Source organism: Proteiniphilum sp. (genome assembly GCF_040307845.1).
Classification (GTDB): domain Bacteria; phylum Bacteroidota; class Bacteroidia; order Bacteroidales; family Dysgonomonadaceae; genus Proteiniphilum.
In genome coordinates this window covers 14,416-30,776 of sequence record NZ_JAWRIS010000004.1, presented here as the reverse complement: position 1 = coordinate 30,776, position 16,361 = coordinate 14,416, and the positions used below count along the sequence as shown (strand labels likewise).

Below are 16,361 nucleotides of genomic sequence, written 5' to 3'. Positions count from 1 at the left end.
AAAAAAATAAAATAATCGTATGAAAGAGTATAGTATAAAAATTATATGCCTGTCCCTGCTCCTGTTTTTTGCAGGTGCTTGTAGCAATGATTTTCCGATAGATGAAGATGGTTTGCTGATAACCGACCGGGAAGAATGTTATGTAAGCAATTTTGATTTACAGCATACCGATGGACAGACGATCCGGGTTGGAAACGCTTATGTGGATACGCTGGCGCAGGTGGCTATTGCATACGTTCGTTTTGGTGCGCCGCTAACCACCCTTTGGCCACGCATATCATTGTGTGAAGATGCCAAGTTAACCCCCAAGATCCCGTCTTACAATGGATGGACTGATTTCTCCGGTTCAAAAATGGCCATCGATTTTGTGGAGGGTGATTGGTCCTCAGGGAGCGCTACGAATCAGTTGAGTGAGAGGATTGTAGCCAATCCCTCTTCATTCCCGTCATCGGCAAAAAAGTATACGGTGATTTCCGGGAACCGCAAGATAAAGAAAGAGTATACTTTTCTTATCGTAGAACGTCCTCTTCAATAGCACTGATATGGATGTAATGTATATTTATCATCAAATAAAAGAATAAGATATGCGTATGAACTTAAAAATTAGATATTTTGTCGTACTCACTTTGGCCTATTTGAGTATGGTGGGTTGTGACCAGGACATTGTATTGATAGGTGATCCGGTGACGAAACTGACCAATGATTGTATCAAAAGGAGCCTGCCCATTGCGCCAAATCTGGTCGGACAGGAGATTGAGTTTGCTTATGCCATGGCATTGCCCAAAGAGCTGGGTAAGCTGGCCTCTGCACAGGTGGTTGCGTCGATCCCCGGGGCATCAGGCACTTACTTCGACCCCAATTCATACCACACCAATGCCAGTGGCCAGGATATCCCCGTATTAGTGGCGACGGAGAGCCAGACAAGTGGGGCGACTACTTCAACCCAGTTTACTGCGGATACTTGTGCCGCGACCTTGCGGTATTACTATATTATTCCGGAGGAAGCCCGTGGGAAAGAGGTCTCATTTACCTTCTCTGCGAAAGCGAGCAACGGGCAGTCTGTGGATTACAAGATGGGTCCCTATAAAATTTCAACGATGGACATGACCCGTAACCTTTCGCTTACCCCTGATGAACAGTGTTATATCTCATTCGGAGATAATGCGGAGGCAGCGGTCATCTATTCGAAAAGCCAATTGGCTGCCGATCCTTCCCTTGCATCGCAGATTGATATCGTGTATGGTTACCATGCCAACGCCGACCTTTCGCATGCATTCTATGCGGCCGGCTCACCGGAAGCATACCGCCCGAATGTGGTTTTCCCGTCGGGGTTCTCGAACGCGACGAAGATGATTCAGGATTATGGGTTGAGAGATAGGCAGTTGTCAGGCCTTCAGTATAGCCATTTTATCGATGATCTGGATTTTCAGGCGGTGAATATGGACCGTTCCATCCATCATGCACTCCTTTTGAAAGAAGAGGCAGGCGTATGGGTTGAAACGGCCGATGGTGTTTACCGCGCTTTTGTGTATGTGAATAAAGCGACTGCCACGGAAATGACTGTCAGTGTGAAACGCTATAAGATGTAGAAAATGAAAAAAGATTATTTATTCTTATTTTTGATCCTGTTCGTGGGGTGCACTTCACCGTCACCCCACGGAAAGATAAAGGATGACCTGGTACGTGATAATCTTGCATTTGCCGTCCAACAGCTTCAGTTTGCCTTTGAAGCCATTGATGAAGCCCACAAGATAAACGGTACCACTCCTGAAGAACGTCCCTCACCAAGGAATATTGAACCGGATGGTTCGCTTCGGTTGGTAAGGGCCCGGGATTGGACCTCCGGGTTCTTTCCGGGGAACCTTTGGTATATGTATGAACTCACCGGGGATGATTATTGGAAGACAGCGGCAATGAAGCATACGGGCTACCTTGAATCGCTGAAAGGCTATAAGGGGACGCATGACCTGGGATTCATGATGTATTGCAGTTATGGGAACGGTTTGCGGTTATCCGGTGTAGAGGGATATCAGGATATCCTGCTGGAAACGGCCGAATCGTTGATCTCCCGTTTTAATCCTGTTGTCGGATGTATCCGTTCATGGGACCATAATAGTGATAAGTGGCAATTTCCGGTTATCATCGATAATATGATGAACCTTGAGCTGCTTTTCTGGGCATCGAAGGTGAGCGGGGACCCCAGGTACCGCGATATAGCGGTTACCCATGCCAATACGACCATGCAGAACCATTTCAGGCCTGATTACAGCAGTTTCCATGTGGTGGATTATGATACGGCCGGTGATGGAAAGGCGATCCAGTTTCATACTCACCAGGGATATTCGCATGAATCGGCATGGTCAAGAGGCCAGGCTTGGGGATTGTATGGATATACCCTGTGTTATAGGGAAACAGGGGATAAGAAGTACCTGGACCAGGCAGAGGGAATCGCCAATTTTATATTGAGCCATCCGAACCTGCCGGAAGACAAGGTGCCCTATTGGGATTTCGATGCCCCGGATATTCCTAATGCACCGCGTGATGTCTCTGCCGGAACCATTACCGCTTCCGCTTTATATGAACTTTCCACAATGAGTGCGGAAAAAGGTGGCTATTATCGGGAAATGGCAGACCGGATCATTGAAAGTGTCTCGAAGAAGTACCGTGCCGGCTTGCATGAGCAGCACGGATTCCTGACCATATCGAGCACTGGTCATTTGCCGGCCGGTTCTGAGATTAATGTGCCCATCATATATGGTGACTACTATTTTATCGAGTCCCTGGTTCGCAGGGAACGCCTGGCCAGCGGGGCACCCGTTGTGCCGGAAGTCCGGTAAAATGCTGAATCCCGGTTGAGGTTCGGATGAAAGCAGAATTAGGAAAATAAATGGAATAAATAGGACAGATATGAAGACAAAGCATCATTATGTGATCTCTCTTTTATGGTTGATATTGCTTTCATCCACCTCCCCGTCAGGTATACTGAAAGCATCGGTTACGGATGATATACCAAAGCTTGTCAATCCCATGACGGAGCAATACCTGAAAAAAAACCTGAGGAAGTCCCAACCCCGTCTTGTCTTGAATAGTTTCACGGAAAAGACGCTCAGGCAAAAGTTGAAAACAGATCCGGTTACCCGGAATATGTATGAGGCTATCCGTTTGAATGCCGGAAAAGTCATGGAGGAACCTTTACTGGAAAGGATCCAGACCGGACGGCGGTTATTGTCGGTCTCCCGCGAGATGCTTTACCGGATGAACATGCTGGGAATGGTGTACCGCATCGATAAAGACCCGGAGGTGTTGGACCGGATCAATGAGGAACTGGTAGCGGTTTGTAATTTCCGGGATTGGAATCCCTCCCACTTCCTTGATGTGGCGGAAATGGCGATGGCTGTGGCTATCGGACTCGACTGGACAGCGGGTGATCTTCCGCAATCAACTATTGACCTGGCACAAAATGCACTTATTGAAAAGGGTATTCGTCCCAGTTGGCCGGAAAATGGAAAAAATCCGAGTTGGGCCTACGGTACGAACAACTGGAACCAGGTATGTAACGGCGGGATGATCGCTGCCTCTATTGCTATTGCCGGGAAGGATCCCGAACTGGCTGCGAAAACTATTCAAAGAGCGTTGGACGGCCTTCCCCATTCACTGGTTGAATACATGCCCGATGGGGTATATCCCGAGGGTTCTACCTATTGGGAATATGGCACCAGCTTTTCAGTAACGACTGTAGCCATGCTTGAAAGCGCTTTTGGCAAAGACTTCGGGCATTCCGGTTATCCCGGATTCAAGGAAAGTGCGGTTTTCAGGGTGCTGATGAATGCGCCATCCGGATGGTATTATAATTTTGCTGATTGCGGCGACAGGCGTAGTGTGCAGGGAGATGAAACCCTCGCATGGTTTGCGGCAAAAACCGGGAATGCTTCTTTTTTCGAAAAAGAACGGTTTCTAATGCCTCCCGACAAGATGGGGAAATTATCACGACTCGCCGGGGCTGCATTGGTGTGGATTGCCCAATATGAAGAAAAAGGGAAAGGGGAAATACCCACAGCCTGGAAAGGGGGAGGCGCTAATCCTGTTGTCATTTTTACAGGCGAAAAGGGGGATACCCACGATTACTACTTTGGTGGAAAAGGAGGGCGGGGTACGGTCAACCATGGAAATATGGATGGCGGTTCGTTTGTCTTTGAGTTAAATGGTGTGCGCTGGGTGGTGGATCCGGGAAACCAGGCTTATCATGAACTGGAACAGACCGGCTTCGACTTATGGAACCGTTGTCAGGAATGTGAGCGATGGACCTTGCTCACCAAAAATAATTTTGGTCACAGCACCCTGACAGTGAACGACCAGTTACATGCAGTGGATGGATTGGCCACTATTGTAGATTTTAAAGACGGAGCAATGCCGGAAGCCACCATAGACCTGACACCTGCCTTCCGGGGACAGTTGAAGGAGGCTAAGCGGAGATTCATCAAAGATTCTGCTACTTCACTTGTGATTGAAGATCATATTGAGACACTCGATGCCACAGAACTTGTCACATGGCAGTTAATGACTACATCTGATGTAGAACTGGTGGATAATGGAGTTATCCTCAGACAATCAGGGAAGCGTTTAAAAGTGGAGAATATTTCCCATCCCGGCCTGGCTATGTCGGTGGTATCCCTCTATCCTGCACCCTTACAACTGGACCGCCAGATGAAGGGTTTGAAACGTGTTGAACTAAGGATGCCTGCATGGAAGATCGACAATGGAAAAACTTCTATAAAGATCAGGCTTTCGGAATTGTAGAGTTTGGTTCGTTTATTTGAATCAGTTTAGTTTGGAAATAATTTATCGTAGAGGTTTATAGATTGTGAACAGAGTAGTTGTATTTCTCTTTATCCTGAGTGTGTCTGTTTTTTATAGTATAGGTCAGGATCAATATCAGTATGGACATCCCCGTTTATTAGTGAAAGATGCCGAGAAGAAAGATATTCTTGATAAAATAGAGCAGCACGAATGGGCCAGATCCATATTCAACGAGCATTATGATAAGGTAACCCCCTATGTGAAGCGACATGAGAGCGCCCCGGAGTGGATACTGGACAGGTACCTTATGAACCGGGTAGAAGGAAAACGCTATACCCATGCTTATGATGACGGGGAAGGCCATTGCATCGTAAGATACTCGGGAAACGCGCCGGTCCCCACGGTGAGGGTCTCCACCCATAAAAGGAATCCGGTTACCGAGAGTGGTGCTCCCTATGTTATGCCATCCATTGAAGAGTTGGTTCCTAATGATACTTCCATGTATATGTGGTTGTTGAATACCGAAACCGGCAAGAAAGATTTTATTGATCCTCAGCAATTTGTATCGGTAATCAACGGGGAGATCAATGACCTTGCCCTGAGTGCTGCCGTTATTTACTGGCTAAAAGGCGATGAAAGTTATGCAAGGTTTGCCGCCGATATATTGGATCAATGGGCACAAGGTGTCTATTATCAGGAACCCATTGTGGGCGCATGCCGGACCGGACTTTTAGATATCCAGACGCTTGGTGATAACCGGTACCAAAGTTTGATACTTGCATACGATTTTTTATACCCTTTCCTGAAAAAAGAAGGATATGAGTTGAGCCGGTATCAGAATGTCTTTGAAAAGTTTGCCTCCACCCTTACCTTCAGGGGATTCTGGAATAATAACTGGTATGCGGCGGTGAGCGCGACTTTAGTGTATGCCACTTTGAGCCTTGATGATAAAGAGAAACAGGATTATTACCTTCAGTTCGTGCTGGAAAGGGATACCATTGACGGGGCCTGCGGGCGTTTGAGTCTTGCCACTACTGTAAAAGAGTGGCTTACCCCGGATGGACACTGGAAAGAACCGGGAGGATACCATAACTTCCCTGTCTCCAATCTTATCAAAGCTGCCTTTACGCTGGAGAAGAATGGATACCCGGTATTTCAACAATATCCTGCATTGTTTGGCGCCACCTATGCCATGTTAAAATACTCATTCCCCAATCTGTATGTCTCTGCCTTCGGTGATACCGGGAGAGCTTTCCAAAGCCCTGAGACGTTGGAAACAGGGTTGGTGGTTGCCGCGGGATATAACCGTCCGGAGGTGCCGGGGATGATGGCAGCCATGAATACGATTACCGGCCATGGAATATATGATCGCAGTAAATCCGGGCTGATGGGTTTGCTTACTTATCTGCCCGATTTCCCGGATGTGGAGACGCAGCCTTATGCATGGCCACGCAGTGGAGAGTTGGATTTTGCCCGGTTCTATTTCCAAAGGAACGGTACGGATGAAAAGCGGGGACTTATGTATGGTGTGCAGGGGGCAAGTTATAACCATAATCATTGCAATGGCATGGCCATGGAGTTATATGGTTGTGGTGAAGTGATGGGGATTGATGCCGGCACCGGCCCGAATTATGAACACCCCTTGCACCAGGGCTATTTCAGCCAATGGGCGGCCCATAATACAGTGGTGGCAGCGGGTAGATCAAGCTCTGTACCTTTCAGCGGCGCTGCCGGGAAGAAAAATATCGGCCAGGTAGAGTTGGCTGCCATGGAACCTTTGGCAGGAAAGAATGGCGTTTCACCTTATCACTCATTTACTGATACCCGCTATCTGGATATATCCACGCAAACCAATCAACTCCGTACGATGGGTATCATCCGCACATCCGACTCAACCGGTTATTATATCGATATCTTCCGTTCCGATAACCCGGTGTCGAATGATTATATCTATCATAATATCGGTGATTCTTTCGTTTTTTCAGATCAGTCGGGTAACCCTTTACAGATGGAGCCTGCCAAATATCCCGTGGTAGAAAAAGATCATCCCGGTTTTAGATTTTTCACTGAGGTGGAGAAAAAGGAGGATGTAAGGGAAAATGTAAGAGGCTTGTTTTCCGCTAAAGGCGGGCAGGGAGAGGAGATATTCATGCATGTTTTTTTACCCGCTTCAGACAAGACTTACTACCGGGCAAAATCACCGGCAGTCAGGACTGGTGGCCGGCAATATTTCAATCGGCCATTGCCGCTGTTTACCGTCCGTACTGAGAAGGAGGCATGGACAGACCCATTTATCGCTGTTTTTGAACCTTCCGGGTCTAAGGACAAAAACACGATATCGTCGGTTGAAAGGATTGCTGAATTGTGTGACGGTGAAAATACGGCAATTCGTGTCCGGCATGCCGATGGTTCTTCCCAGATAATTCTTCAGGGCAATGGCGCGGAAAGAAGTATTCAAAGCGATCATTTTAGTTTCTCAGGCTCTTTTGGCGTAATTTCATTAGATGTGAACGGGAATTTGGAGTCCTTATATTTGGGTGAAGGATACCATATCGCTTATGACGGTGTAAAAGTGAATGCAGCCGGTAGTTCCGCTTTTGGTACTCCTACTTCCGCTTTTGTACGGATCAATGGAAAAGATGAGTACTCGGTTTCTGGCAATCAACCCGTAAAAATTGATGTATACGGCACAATCATTCATTATTCGCTCACCGATTAAGGATTACTACAGTAGTCAGAAAAGATTTTATACAATTGAATAATACAAATAATGACAAGAAGAGTAATAGTCGCACTGGGTTTATTGTTTCTGTTCAGCGGGGCGATGACTGGCGGGATCAGTAACCCTGCCGGCCCTGCCGATATAAAAGTGATTAAAGAGCGGGTACTGAAATCACTTATGGTTCCTTATGACAACAGTAGTGAGGTGGAAAGGCTGATCGCTACCATCAGTGATGATGGGATGTGGCCTGATATTGACTATGAAGATGTGTCGAATGAAGGTTTCCAGCATACCCGCCATTTGGAAAACATGGTGCTACTTGCCCGGGCATACCGGGTGAAACCATCCCACTTTTATAAAAGCAGGAAATTAAAAAACACCATTGAGCTGGCACTCAGACATTGGGTCGATAATGATTATATCTGCGGCAACTGGTGGAATAATGAAATCGGTACCCCTACCCAGCTCGTCAACTTAATGCTGATTACAGGGGATGATCTGTCAAAAGATCTGGTAGAAAAAGCGCAACCGATCATAGGCAGGGCGCATATCGATGCCCCGGGAGCACGGCCGGGCGGAGACCGGATAAAGATCGCCGGCATCCAGGCCAAAAACATGTTATTTACCGGGGACGGAGACACTTTTGAGAAAGTGATCGAAGTAATTGAAAATGAAATTAAATATGTAGAGTGGATCGGCCGTGAGTATGGGTATACCTATCGTCTGCACGAGGGCGGTTTTTCCAATCGTTCTGCGGGTGGACGAGGCATTCAGTACGGGAATAGCTTCCATCACAGGACAGATGGGGTGAACAATACCCTTTCCTATGGGTTGAGTTATGCCGATTCTTTTATCGAGTGGGCTGTGTATACGGCAGATACCGGATATGCTTTTTCTGAAGACAAGATAGCACGTTTGGTGGATTATTACCTGGATGGTATTTGTAAAATGGCAGCCTTTGGCAAGTACCCCGACCCGGGGGCAAAAAACCGGGAGGTGAGCCGTCGCGGTAGTTTGCGACCGCTTAGCGCCCGAAATACGGAGGACCTTTTAAAGACTACCCGTTACCGGGCCGAAGAGTTGCAGGAGATCGCCAATATCCGCGCTCATGAAGGAATCAAACCCACCCTGTCGCATGCCACTTTCTTCTGGAATACGGAACATTTCGCCTATCAACGGCCGGAGTGGTATGCGTCGGTAAGGATGTATTCTACCCGTACATATAATATGGAGGTGGGTTACAACAGCGAGGGCCTTTTGAATCATCACCGGGGCGACGGGACTAACCATATTTCACGTACCGGAAAAGAATATGATGACATCTTTCCGGTATTCGACTATCAAAAGGTTCCGGGAACCACTATCATGCAGAAAGAGTCGCTCCCTCCCCCGGGGGAGATACAGAAGCTTGGGCTGACCGATTTTGTGGGCGCGGTAACCGATGGTACGTATGGTGCTGTTGCCTTTGATTTCAAGAGCCCGCATGATCCGCTGGTAGCCCGTAAATCATGGTTTTTCTTTGACGATGAATACGTTTGCCTGGGAGCCGGAATTTCCTGCAGGCAGCCATTGCCGGTAGCCACTACCCTGAATCAATGTTTACTAAAGGGTGATGTAACCCTTTCGTCGGGAAACCGACAGTCGGTAATTGCCAAAGGGGAGAAAGAATATGAAAATGTGGATTGGATCTTTCATGACGGGATAGGATACGTCTTTCCCGGAATATCGAAGGTCTCTTTGAAGAATAACAGCGCGATCGGCTCATGGTGGGATATCAACAAGCAGACCAGCACGCCGAAATCGCAAGTCAGCATGGAGGTGTTCAAACTGTGGCTCGACCATGGCCGAAGACCGTCTGATGCTACCTATGCATATATTGTGGTTCCCGCCACCTCTTTAGAGGAAATGCGGCAAAATAATTCGTCCCGAAATATTGATGTTTTAGTGAATACCCCTTATATACAGGCGGTCAGGCATACAGGGAACAATATTTGTCAGGCAGTATTTTACAAGGGAGGAGAAATAAATATAGGAGACAACCTGACTCTCTCTTCCGATAATCCCGGGATTGTAATGGTGAAAATGAAAAATGGAGCGATTACCCATATTTCCGTCTCCGATCCCAACCGTGAACTGACGAGGTTCAACCTGTTCGTTTCTGCCAGGATCGAGGGGAGCGGAAATAATTGGCAGGCAATCTGGAATGCTGCTGATGGAGGCAGTCATATCTCCATTGAGCTGCCTCAAGGCAATTGTGCAGGTGAAAGTATGACAGTCAGCTTTTAACAGGTTCACCATTAAAACAGACCGAAAAATCTTGGATCAAAAAGCCTTGATTCTAAAAATCTATTTCACCGCTTCCACTTGGTATCCCTGCTTACGTAATCCTTCGAGCACCCCGTCATCGCCCGGGAGGTGGAGGCAGCCGACGGCAATAAAAGAGGAGTTCTCTTTCATGATGGCGGGGAGTTGTGCAAGCCATTTTTTGTTGCGGTCGCCATTCAGCAGGTTCATCTCCTCTTGCGTGGAGGGGCAGGGATCATCCGGCGTTTCCTCTTCATATAATTTACGGAGAGCCTGGATGTCCTGTGCATGGTAGGCTGCCTGCAGTTTATCCATCTGCTCTCTTAGCATTTCGGGATGTTTCACCATGCAAGCCAGCAACTCGGCCTGTCGCTCCAGTGATTGCGCGTTGAGCAATACGTAAATCTGGTTCTCTACCGTTTCCAGTCCCACCACGGGACGTGCACGTTTCTGCGCCTCTTCCTGGAAGTACTGGTCGATATTCTGTGCCGAAGCGATGGAAGGATAATATTTTTGATAAAGCGAAACCGAGATCAGGTTGGAGAGCATGGCCGGCTTCAACTGCCCCATCTGAGTGAGTCCTATACCCATTATGTCCCGGAGCATACTGTCCACCAGTGCTACATCCTCCTGCGGAAGGAGGGTCTCATAGGTCACCTCCGGTGGCATCATGGCTTCGCCCATAATCTTCATTTGCATCTCCGGCATATCACCCATATCGAGTTCGCCCACGGTTTGTTCTGTCTCGTCGAAAGCGGCCTCAATACCGGGGATACTGTCCAGAAAGGAGACAGGTACAAGGTGGTGTGTCCCGAAAATATAGGAAGGTTTTTGCAATCCGTTTCCCGATATTTTCCATAGCAGGGCGTTTCCCTTTTCTGTGGATGCACCGGTGGAACAAGAGAGGAATAAGCATATCGCCGTGACAGCGAAAAAGATTTTTTTGTAGTTCATATAATTATTTTTTGTGTTTCTTTCCCTATTCCCAGGAAATCGAATAAGAACCAGAAAATCGTAAAGGAGGGGATCACGTCGGTAGCAGGCAATAACTCTTCAATAAACGTAATCAGCGAGGTATATTTACCTTTTCTCTCTCCGAACATCTTGTAGCTGATGGACGCGGCTATGGGCGCCCACACCACATCGAGGAACGGCCCGACGACCGGAATGGTTAATGACGCCATACCCACGGCATCCAGCAATAAGCACTTCACCAGCTTTTTGTATTTATTGTCCATATCTACTCGTTTTATGCTTCAGGGAATAAAAGTAGATAAAATTTTGGTGTTAGTGCCTGTTTAGGTACCACTTTTTAATTAAACTTTTTCATTCTTCAGTCCAAAAAAATTAGAAATAGGTCTTTACGGCAAACTCAAACTGATCGATAAATATTCGTTTGAAAGCAGCGATGTTGTTTTGTTCATAGAACATCAGCATTGCTTTCTTATAATCCACCGAGTCGACCGTGCGGAATGAAATCGGGCAATAGCCATTGGCTATCAGGATAGCATTACTGGTGATACGTGCCGTACGTTTGTTGCCATCACTAAAAGGTTGGATATAGGAGAGTAGTACCAGGGAGAGTAGCGCTTTTTCGAAGATATTTGATTTGGTGTTGATGAGCGCGCAACTATCTTCGAGCGCTTCCCGAATCTGAGACTCGTTGTCGAGGGGGCGGTAATTGGTTCCCGTAATACCTACACGTCGACGACGGATATTCCGGTCAACACCCAGTTCCTTGGTCAAAAGCGAATGGATTTCTTCTATCCGGCGTATGGTGATTTCTCTCAAATAATCGGGATTTGCAAGTACAAAATCGAGGGCATCTTTGTGATTAAGCAACATGATCGCCTCTTCTTTTGTCTTGCCTTGCGCAGTTTGCTTTTCTTTCAATAGCCGTTCTGTTTCAAGTAATGAATAAGTATTGCCTTCTATCTGCGAAGATTTCCATGATAAATCTACTCCGAGGCGTTCCATTTCTTTGAAATATTCCAATTCGGTCATGCTGGCAATATGCTCTCGAAATGTTTGCTGTGCCGCATTCAACACAATCATTTCATCATCGGTAAACAAGGATACTTTGGGAAGGAGGCTTTTGAGTAGCGTGAAATTGAACGCATCTTGTATCTTTCGTTCGTCCACATCTTTTTCGAAATAGCTGTTCATGTCGAGCGGCATGGAGACATGCGCTTGCGGTGAAAGGGTGTATCTGGTGGCGGGACCACGGCCATGCATCTCAATCAATCCCTGTGAAATTGCATTGGTTATCAGCCTTTTCATCGTACTATCGCTCGGAGCGTTGGACAATAACGATGAAACCTCTGCCCTGCTGCTAAAGGGATGACCACTTTTTGCGTCCGCTACAAACAACGGAATAAAACATCTACAATTGACGGAATAAAACATCTACAATTGACGGAATAAAACATCTACAATTGACGGAATAAAATATCTACAATTGACGGAATAAAATATCTACAATTGACGAGATAAAATTGCTATAAATGGCGGAATTATAAATTATTCTTGTAACTTTGCTGATGATAATCCATTCACTCAAATAGGATATGGCTGCATATAAAAAACGGATAGTGGACAATATATTGTCTCAAAAACTCGAATCAAGTGGTGCTGTACTCATAGAAGGTGCCAAATGGTGTGGTAAGACTACCACTGCCGAACAACATGCAAAGAGCATTATATATATGGATGATCCGGCAGAAATGGGTCAAAATATTAAATTGGCAGAAATCAATCCAAAGCGATTGCTGGCAGGAGATACCCCTCGTTTGATTGATGAATGGCAGATTGCCCCTCAATTATGGGATAGTATTCGATTTACGGTAGATCATCGTGATAGCTTGGGCCAGTTTATTCTTACAGGGTCTGCGGTGCCGGCCGACCGTTCAAAAGTGCATCATACAGGCACAGGTCGTTTTTCCTGGTTAACCATGCGGCCAATGAGCTTATGGGAGTCCGGTGAATCGAATGGCGAAGTAAGTTTGCGGAGTTTGTTTGAAGCACCTGTATTTATTGATGGGCAGAATGGGTTGAATATCGATGATTTAGCTTTCCTTATTTGCCGGGGAGGCTGGCCCCGGACACTTGGTATGCGCAGGGAGGCAGCCCTGCGACAGGCGGAGAACTATTATGATGCTGTTGTGAACAATGATATTTCAAGAGTAGACGGAGTAGACCGGAATAGTCACCGGGCACATCGCATCATGCGCTCTCTGGCCCGTTTCCAGGGCTCTCAAACCTCTTTGGCAACTATCCGGGAAGATATTGTGACCAATGATGTGGAGACAATCCATGCGGAAACCGTCAGTTCGTACATTGATGCCTTAAAGAAAATTTTCGTCATAGAAGATTCTCCTGCCTGGAACCCCAACCTCCGTTCTAAAGCGGCTATCAGGACATCGGACACACGGTATTTCATTGATCCTTCCATTGCCACGGCTTCTCTGGGTGCCGGCCCCGATGACTTGATCAATGACCTTAACACCATGGGGTTATTGTTTGAAACCTTATGCGTGCGTGATCTAAGGGTATATGCCCAGTCGCTTGATGGGAACCTCTATCACTATAGGGATAGTAATGGCCTTGAGTGCGATGCTGTTGTCCACCTTCGTAACGGGCAGTATGGCCTCGTTGAGATAAAGCTTGGGGGAGACAGCTTGATTGCCGATGGGAAGAAAACGTTGAAGGCGCTATCGGATGTCATTGACACCACAAAGATGAAAGCTCCGTCCTTTCGAATGGTATTGACGGGTACCGGAAATTATGCTTATAGAGACGAAGATGGGAGCTATATTGTTCCTATTGGGTGCTTGAAAGATTGATGCAACAAATAGGTAGCTAAAACGCAATACTGGTGTTAGCCGGGCATTGTGCCCGGCTACTTGAAATATAGGTGAGCCGTTTGGGAAGCCCCCTGCATACGATGCCCGGTTATCGGATGGTGATACTTCTGAATGGCCCGTAGCCCCGCCATTTTATGTCATCGGCATTCACCTGTGAACGTTCTACCTCACCTACGGTAAGGTTGACGGCGTAATTCCCGTTATCATCATAGAGCAAGAATTGGTCACCTGCCTCCCATGCCTGCTTTACCCCGTCAGCGCCTTCGTCGGTGAAGGCGATCCTTGTGCCGGCGGCGTTGCCGGTGGATGCCACGATTGTGGTGGTGCCTTTGGCGGCGGCCACCGTTTCCATGATCTCTTCCTGCTGGCTGCAGGCCCACAGCAGTGATATCATCACGAATGCTGTAAAAAGAAGTGCGTTGTGCTTCATCTTTTTTCTTTTGAAAGTTGTTGGGTTTATACTGTCGTTTACCAGGCCGATCCGCCGTCGCCAAGACCGGGAAGACTTGAGGGATCTCCGTCTCCACTGGCGCACTGGATACCCTCCATTTCCATTTCTATCACTTCGATGGCCGGCTTTTCATCTAACGCCATCCCCGCTTCCCGCGGGTTGTTTCTTACAGGATTGCTTTGTTTCCATTCTTCTTTTTTTTAGTTAAATACTGGTTGGATTCATTATTGTTATTTCTGTTGAGGCCTGTTTTATTTTCCACTTTTCCTTTCCGCTTCTAAAATTCCCGTATCCAACGGATATTACTATCAATGGATTTTGGGTCACTACTGTATTTGCCTTCTTCGAGGTTCAAACTATAAAACTGATCCTCGGAGATCTCAGATGAAGACAGATACCATTGGCTGACTTCATTACCGCTGCCGTTAATAGCCATTCCACTTTTTGCGGTGAGCTTTGTGTTGAATTCAGTTCGGGCTGCTATGCAGTCTACCGAATTATAGTCCGGCATGTTATTGGTAGTCCAATCCGTGATGCTTTCATAGACTTTGCCGCTATATCCGGCGAAAAGCATTTTTAATTCATCCCTGGCAGGTAGATACCAAACGCCATTCTCGTTACCTCCATTCACCGTATTATAAATATGGTAGAATGCAGGATAATCAGCAGCAAACGTTCCGATACTCTTATATTCGGCAATCATACTCCTGGTTGCCGTGGCCCCGTCTGTCAAGCTTTGGATGCCTGTTACCCCGGCGGCGGCTTCATCCTTATCAGGACCCCATTTCGAAATATAGGTTTCATTCAACCCCACTACTTTGCCTTGAGTACCAAATCTGCCCGGTTTCACCCAAAATACGATACCTTCGGGGGCGGTTGCGTCCGGCCAGTAATCGCCCACAGCATAAGATGTACCGCTCAGAGGGTTAAGAAGATCGTCAGCATCAACTTTTAATCGGAAGTAATAGCTTTTGCCCTGCTCAATACCATTGGAAAGAAAACCGAGGTCAGTTCCTATATGGTAAGTTTTAGTGACAAGGTAATTATTCGTTCCATCAGTGAGGGATAGCTCAATGATTACATTATCGGAATTTATGAAAGCGTCCGCGTCTGTAGGCAACACAGCCATGTAGCCTTCACACTGGCTTTTACCGTCTTTAGTGGAAAAATTGCGGGCATCGCCCGTTAATTGCAAAGTCAACCCCAGAACTTTCGAAGAATTAGTAACGGTGAGTGAAACAGCATCGGCATCATCTAATTTAGCATTAGTAGCAAAAACTGCTTTGCCAGAACTTAACTTTACATTAATATTTGTCAACTTCAAATTATTGTCTCCGGAATTATTCCATACAGCGAAACGTAATACCGACGCCAGATGCTTGTAACTGAGATTAATGGAGTTTTCACCATCGATGGTTACATCGTTTTGCGCTTTCATCAACATGTATTGCCCCAGATGTGTGGAGTTTGGCTGGTTTTGCGTTTGGAGAGCAGGTGTGTTTGCTGTTAAATAATCTAAAAAATAAGGGGCGAGTTTCCAAGCCGATGTCGGGAAGAAGCCATAGGCTGTGTATTGCCCATTGTCAATATTTTCAGACTGGATAACATCAAATGTACAGTTCTTGCTTTGTACACCTTGCGCAACGTTTGCTTCATAGTCCGTTCTTTTGTATTCTATGGCATTCGTCATGCTTGAGTTTCTAAAAAATACGGTGGTTGCATCCTTGTTGCTCCAGTAGAACTGTTCGCCTTTGGTATAATCCGCGTCTTCCACTACGCCTGCCCGGGTGTCCGGGATTTGTTCCACGGTGGCAACCACTTGCGGGGCGGAACCCTTTTCTTCCGGTTGTCCGGTTAGTATATCGTCGTTATTGCATGCGCCAAGGAGCAGGGCTGTTGCTGTGATCAGCAATAAATGATTTTTCTTCATCTTCAATAAATTGTTTAGGTTTCTTGATACATGTTTGTGTTTCACGTTATTCCCAGGAATCTCCACCACCTCCTCCGGGGTTAAAGTTGTCTCCACTGGCACAGAGGATGCCCTCCATCTCCATCTCTATCACTTCGATAGCCGGCTTCTCGTAAGCTTCCATTACCTCTTCCTGCAGGTTATTTCGCATTTGATTGGTTTGTTTTGTTTCCATTGTTCTTTTTTTAGTTAAATACTGGTTGGATTCATTATTGTTATTTCTGTTGGCGTCTGTTTTATTTTCCACTTTTCCTT

The 16,361-nt window shown here is 46.6% G+C and carries 14 protein-coding genes; 7 read left to right on the top strand and 7 right to left on the bottom strand.

Features of this window, described 5'->3' with window-relative positions; genetic code table 11:
• Nucleotides 1–19 precede the first annotated feature (19 nt).
• The 6 genes from ABV001_RS00345 to ABV001_RS00320 all read left to right on the top strand — a co-directional run bounded on the left by ABV001_RS00345 (nt 20) and on the right by ABV001_RS00320 (nt 9,805).
• Nucleotides 20–535, top strand: a complete 516-nt coding sequence (locus tag ABV001_RS00345) for a hypothetical protein (protein WP_352420963.1) — start codon at nt 20–22, stop codon at nt 533–535.
• Nucleotides 536–590: 55 nt separating this feature from the next.
• On the top strand, nt 591–1,589 hold the full coding sequence (locus ABV001_RS00340; RefSeq protein WP_352420962.1) for a DUF4466 family protein: 999 nt from the start codon (nt 591–593) through the stop codon (nt 1,587–1,589).
• 3 nt (nt 1,590–1,592) lie between these two features.
• Entirely contained in the window at nt 1,593–2,837 is a 1,245-nt protein-coding gene (locus tag ABV001_RS00335; RefSeq protein ID WP_352420961.1) for a glucuronyl hydrolase, read from the top strand.
• A 70-nt stretch (nt 2,838–2,907) separates the two neighbouring features.
• A complete protein-coding gene (locus ABV001_RS00330; protein ID WP_352420960.1) occupies nt 2,908–4,797 on the top strand; it encodes a heparinase II/III domain-containing protein in 1,890 nt (629 codons plus the stop codon).
• A gap of 64 nt (nt 4,798–4,861) precedes the next feature.
• Entirely contained in the window at nt 4,862–7,516 is a 2,655-nt protein-coding gene (locus ABV001_RS00325) for an endo-acting ulvan lysase-like protein (protein WP_352420959.1), read from the top strand.
• A gap of 51 nt (nt 7,517–7,567) precedes the next feature.
• Complete coding sequence (locus tag ABV001_RS00320; protein ID WP_352420958.1) at nt 7,568–9,805, top strand: polysaccharide lyase family 8 super-sandwich domain-containing protein; 2,238 nt, start codon at nt 7,568–7,570, stop codon at nt 9,803–9,805.
• A gap of 60 nt (nt 9,806–9,865) precedes the next feature.
• On the opposite strand, the gene ABV001_RS00315 is transcribed toward ABV001_RS00320, so the two are convergent.
• From ABV001_RS00315 to ABV001_RS00305, 3 genes are all read right to left on the bottom strand, one after another.
• Nucleotides 9,866–10,777 carry a TraB/GumN family protein gene (locus ABV001_RS00315; protein WP_352420957.1) on the bottom strand — a complete coding sequence of 304 codons (912 nt, stop codon included), beginning with the start codon at nt 10,775–10,777 and terminating at the stop codon, nt 9,866–9,868.
• Nucleotides 10,774–11,061 carry a hypothetical protein gene (locus tag ABV001_RS00310; RefSeq protein WP_352420956.1) on the bottom strand — a complete coding sequence of 96 codons (288 nt, stop codon included), beginning with the start codon at nt 11,059–11,061 and terminating at the stop codon, nt 10,774–10,776. Before ABV001_RS00310 ends, ABV001_RS00315 begins: the two co-directional genes overlap by 4 nt.
• A gap of 109 nt (nt 11,062–11,170) precedes the next feature.
• Nucleotides 11,171–12,103 (bottom strand): Fic family protein, encoded by a 933-nt coding sequence (locus tag ABV001_RS00305; protein WP_352420955.1) that lies wholly within the window; start codon nt 12,101–12,103, stop codon nt 11,171–11,173.
• A gap of 287 nt (nt 12,104–12,390) precedes the next feature.
• Here ABV001_RS00305 and ABV001_RS00300 point away from each other — a divergent pair, with 287 nt between their 5' ends.
• Complete coding sequence (locus ABV001_RS00300) at nt 12,391–13,665, top strand: ATP-binding protein (protein ID WP_352420954.1); 1,275 nt, start codon at nt 12,391–12,393, stop codon at nt 13,663–13,665.
• A 109-nt stretch (nt 13,666–13,774) separates the two neighbouring features.
• Here the strand turns inward: ABV001_RS00300 and ABV001_RS00295 are convergent, their stop codons facing one another.
• The 4 genes from ABV001_RS00295 to ABV001_RS00280 all read right to left on the bottom strand — a co-directional run bounded on the left by ABV001_RS00295 (nt 13,775) and on the right by ABV001_RS00280 (nt 16,281).
• Entirely contained in the window at nt 13,775–14,116 is a 342-nt protein-coding gene (locus tag ABV001_RS00295) for a hypothetical protein (RefSeq protein WP_352420953.1), read from the bottom strand.
• Nucleotides 14,117–14,154: 38 nt separating this feature from the next.
• Nucleotides 14,155–14,280 (bottom strand): hypothetical protein, encoded by a 126-nt coding sequence (locus tag ABV001_RS00290; RefSeq protein ID WP_352420952.1) that lies wholly within the window; start codon nt 14,278–14,280, stop codon nt 14,155–14,157.
• A gap of 134 nt (nt 14,281–14,414) precedes the next feature.
• Nucleotides 14,415–16,067 carry a hypothetical protein gene (locus ABV001_RS00285; protein WP_352420951.1) on the bottom strand — a complete coding sequence of 551 codons (1,653 nt, stop codon included), beginning with the start codon at nt 16,065–16,067 and terminating at the stop codon, nt 14,415–14,417.
• Nucleotides 16,068–16,113: 46 nt separating this feature from the next.
• Entirely contained in the window at nt 16,114–16,281 is a 168-nt protein-coding gene (locus ABV001_RS00280; RefSeq protein WP_352420950.1) for a hypothetical protein, read from the bottom strand.
• Nucleotides 16,282–16,361: the final 80 nt, after the last annotated feature.

What these genes read in the sequence shown, in the direction of transcription:
- ABV001_RS00330 (WP_352420960.1), top strand. Translation starts at nt 2,908, where the DNA reads ATGAAGACAAAGCATCATTATGTGATCTCTCTTTTATGGTTGATATTG.
- ABV001_RS00305 (WP_352420955.1), bottom strand. Translation starts at nt 12,103, where the DNA reads ATGAAAAGGCTGATAACCAATGCAATTTCACAGGGATTGATTGAGATG.
- ABV001_RS00320 (WP_352420958.1), top strand. Translation starts at nt 7,568, where the DNA reads ATGACAAGAAGAGTAATAGTCGCACTGGGTTTATTGTTTCTGTTCAGC.
- ABV001_RS00300 (WP_352420954.1), top strand. Translation starts at nt 12,391, where the DNA reads ATGGCTGCATATAAAAAACGGATAGTGGACAATATATTGTCTCAAAAA.
- ABV001_RS00335 (WP_352420961.1), top strand. Translation starts at nt 1,593, where the DNA reads ATGAAAAAAGATTATTTATTCTTATTTTTGATCCTGTTCGTGGGGTGC.
- ABV001_RS00280 (WP_352420950.1), bottom strand. Translation starts at nt 16,281, where the DNA reads ATGGAAACAAAACAAACCAATCAAATGCGAAATAACCTGCAGGAAGAG.
- ABV001_RS00345 (WP_352420963.1), top strand. Translation starts at nt 20, where the DNA reads ATGAAAGAGTATAGTATAAAAATTATATGCCTGTCCCTGCTCCTGTTT.
- ABV001_RS00315 (WP_352420957.1), bottom strand. Translation starts at nt 10,777, where the DNA reads ATGAACTACAAAAAAATCTTTTTCGCTGTCACGGCGATATGCTTATTC.
- ABV001_RS00290 (WP_352420952.1), bottom strand. Translation starts at nt 14,280, where the DNA reads ATGGCGTTAGATGAAAAGCCGGCCATCGAAGTGATAGAAATGGAAATG.
- ABV001_RS00340 (WP_352420962.1), top strand. Translation starts at nt 591, where the DNA reads ATGAACTTAAAAATTAGATATTTTGTCGTACTCACTTTGGCCTATTTG.
- ABV001_RS00285 (WP_352420951.1), bottom strand. Translation starts at nt 16,067, where the DNA reads ATGAAGAAAAATCATTTATTGCTGATCACAGCAACAGCCCTGCTCCTT.
- ABV001_RS00310 (WP_352420956.1), bottom strand. Translation starts at nt 11,061, where the DNA reads ATGGACAATAAATACAAAAAGCTGGTGAAGTGCTTATTGCTGGATGCC.
- ABV001_RS00295 (WP_352420953.1), bottom strand. Translation starts at nt 14,116, where the DNA reads ATGAAGCACAACGCACTTCTTTTTACAGCATTCGTGATGATATCACTG.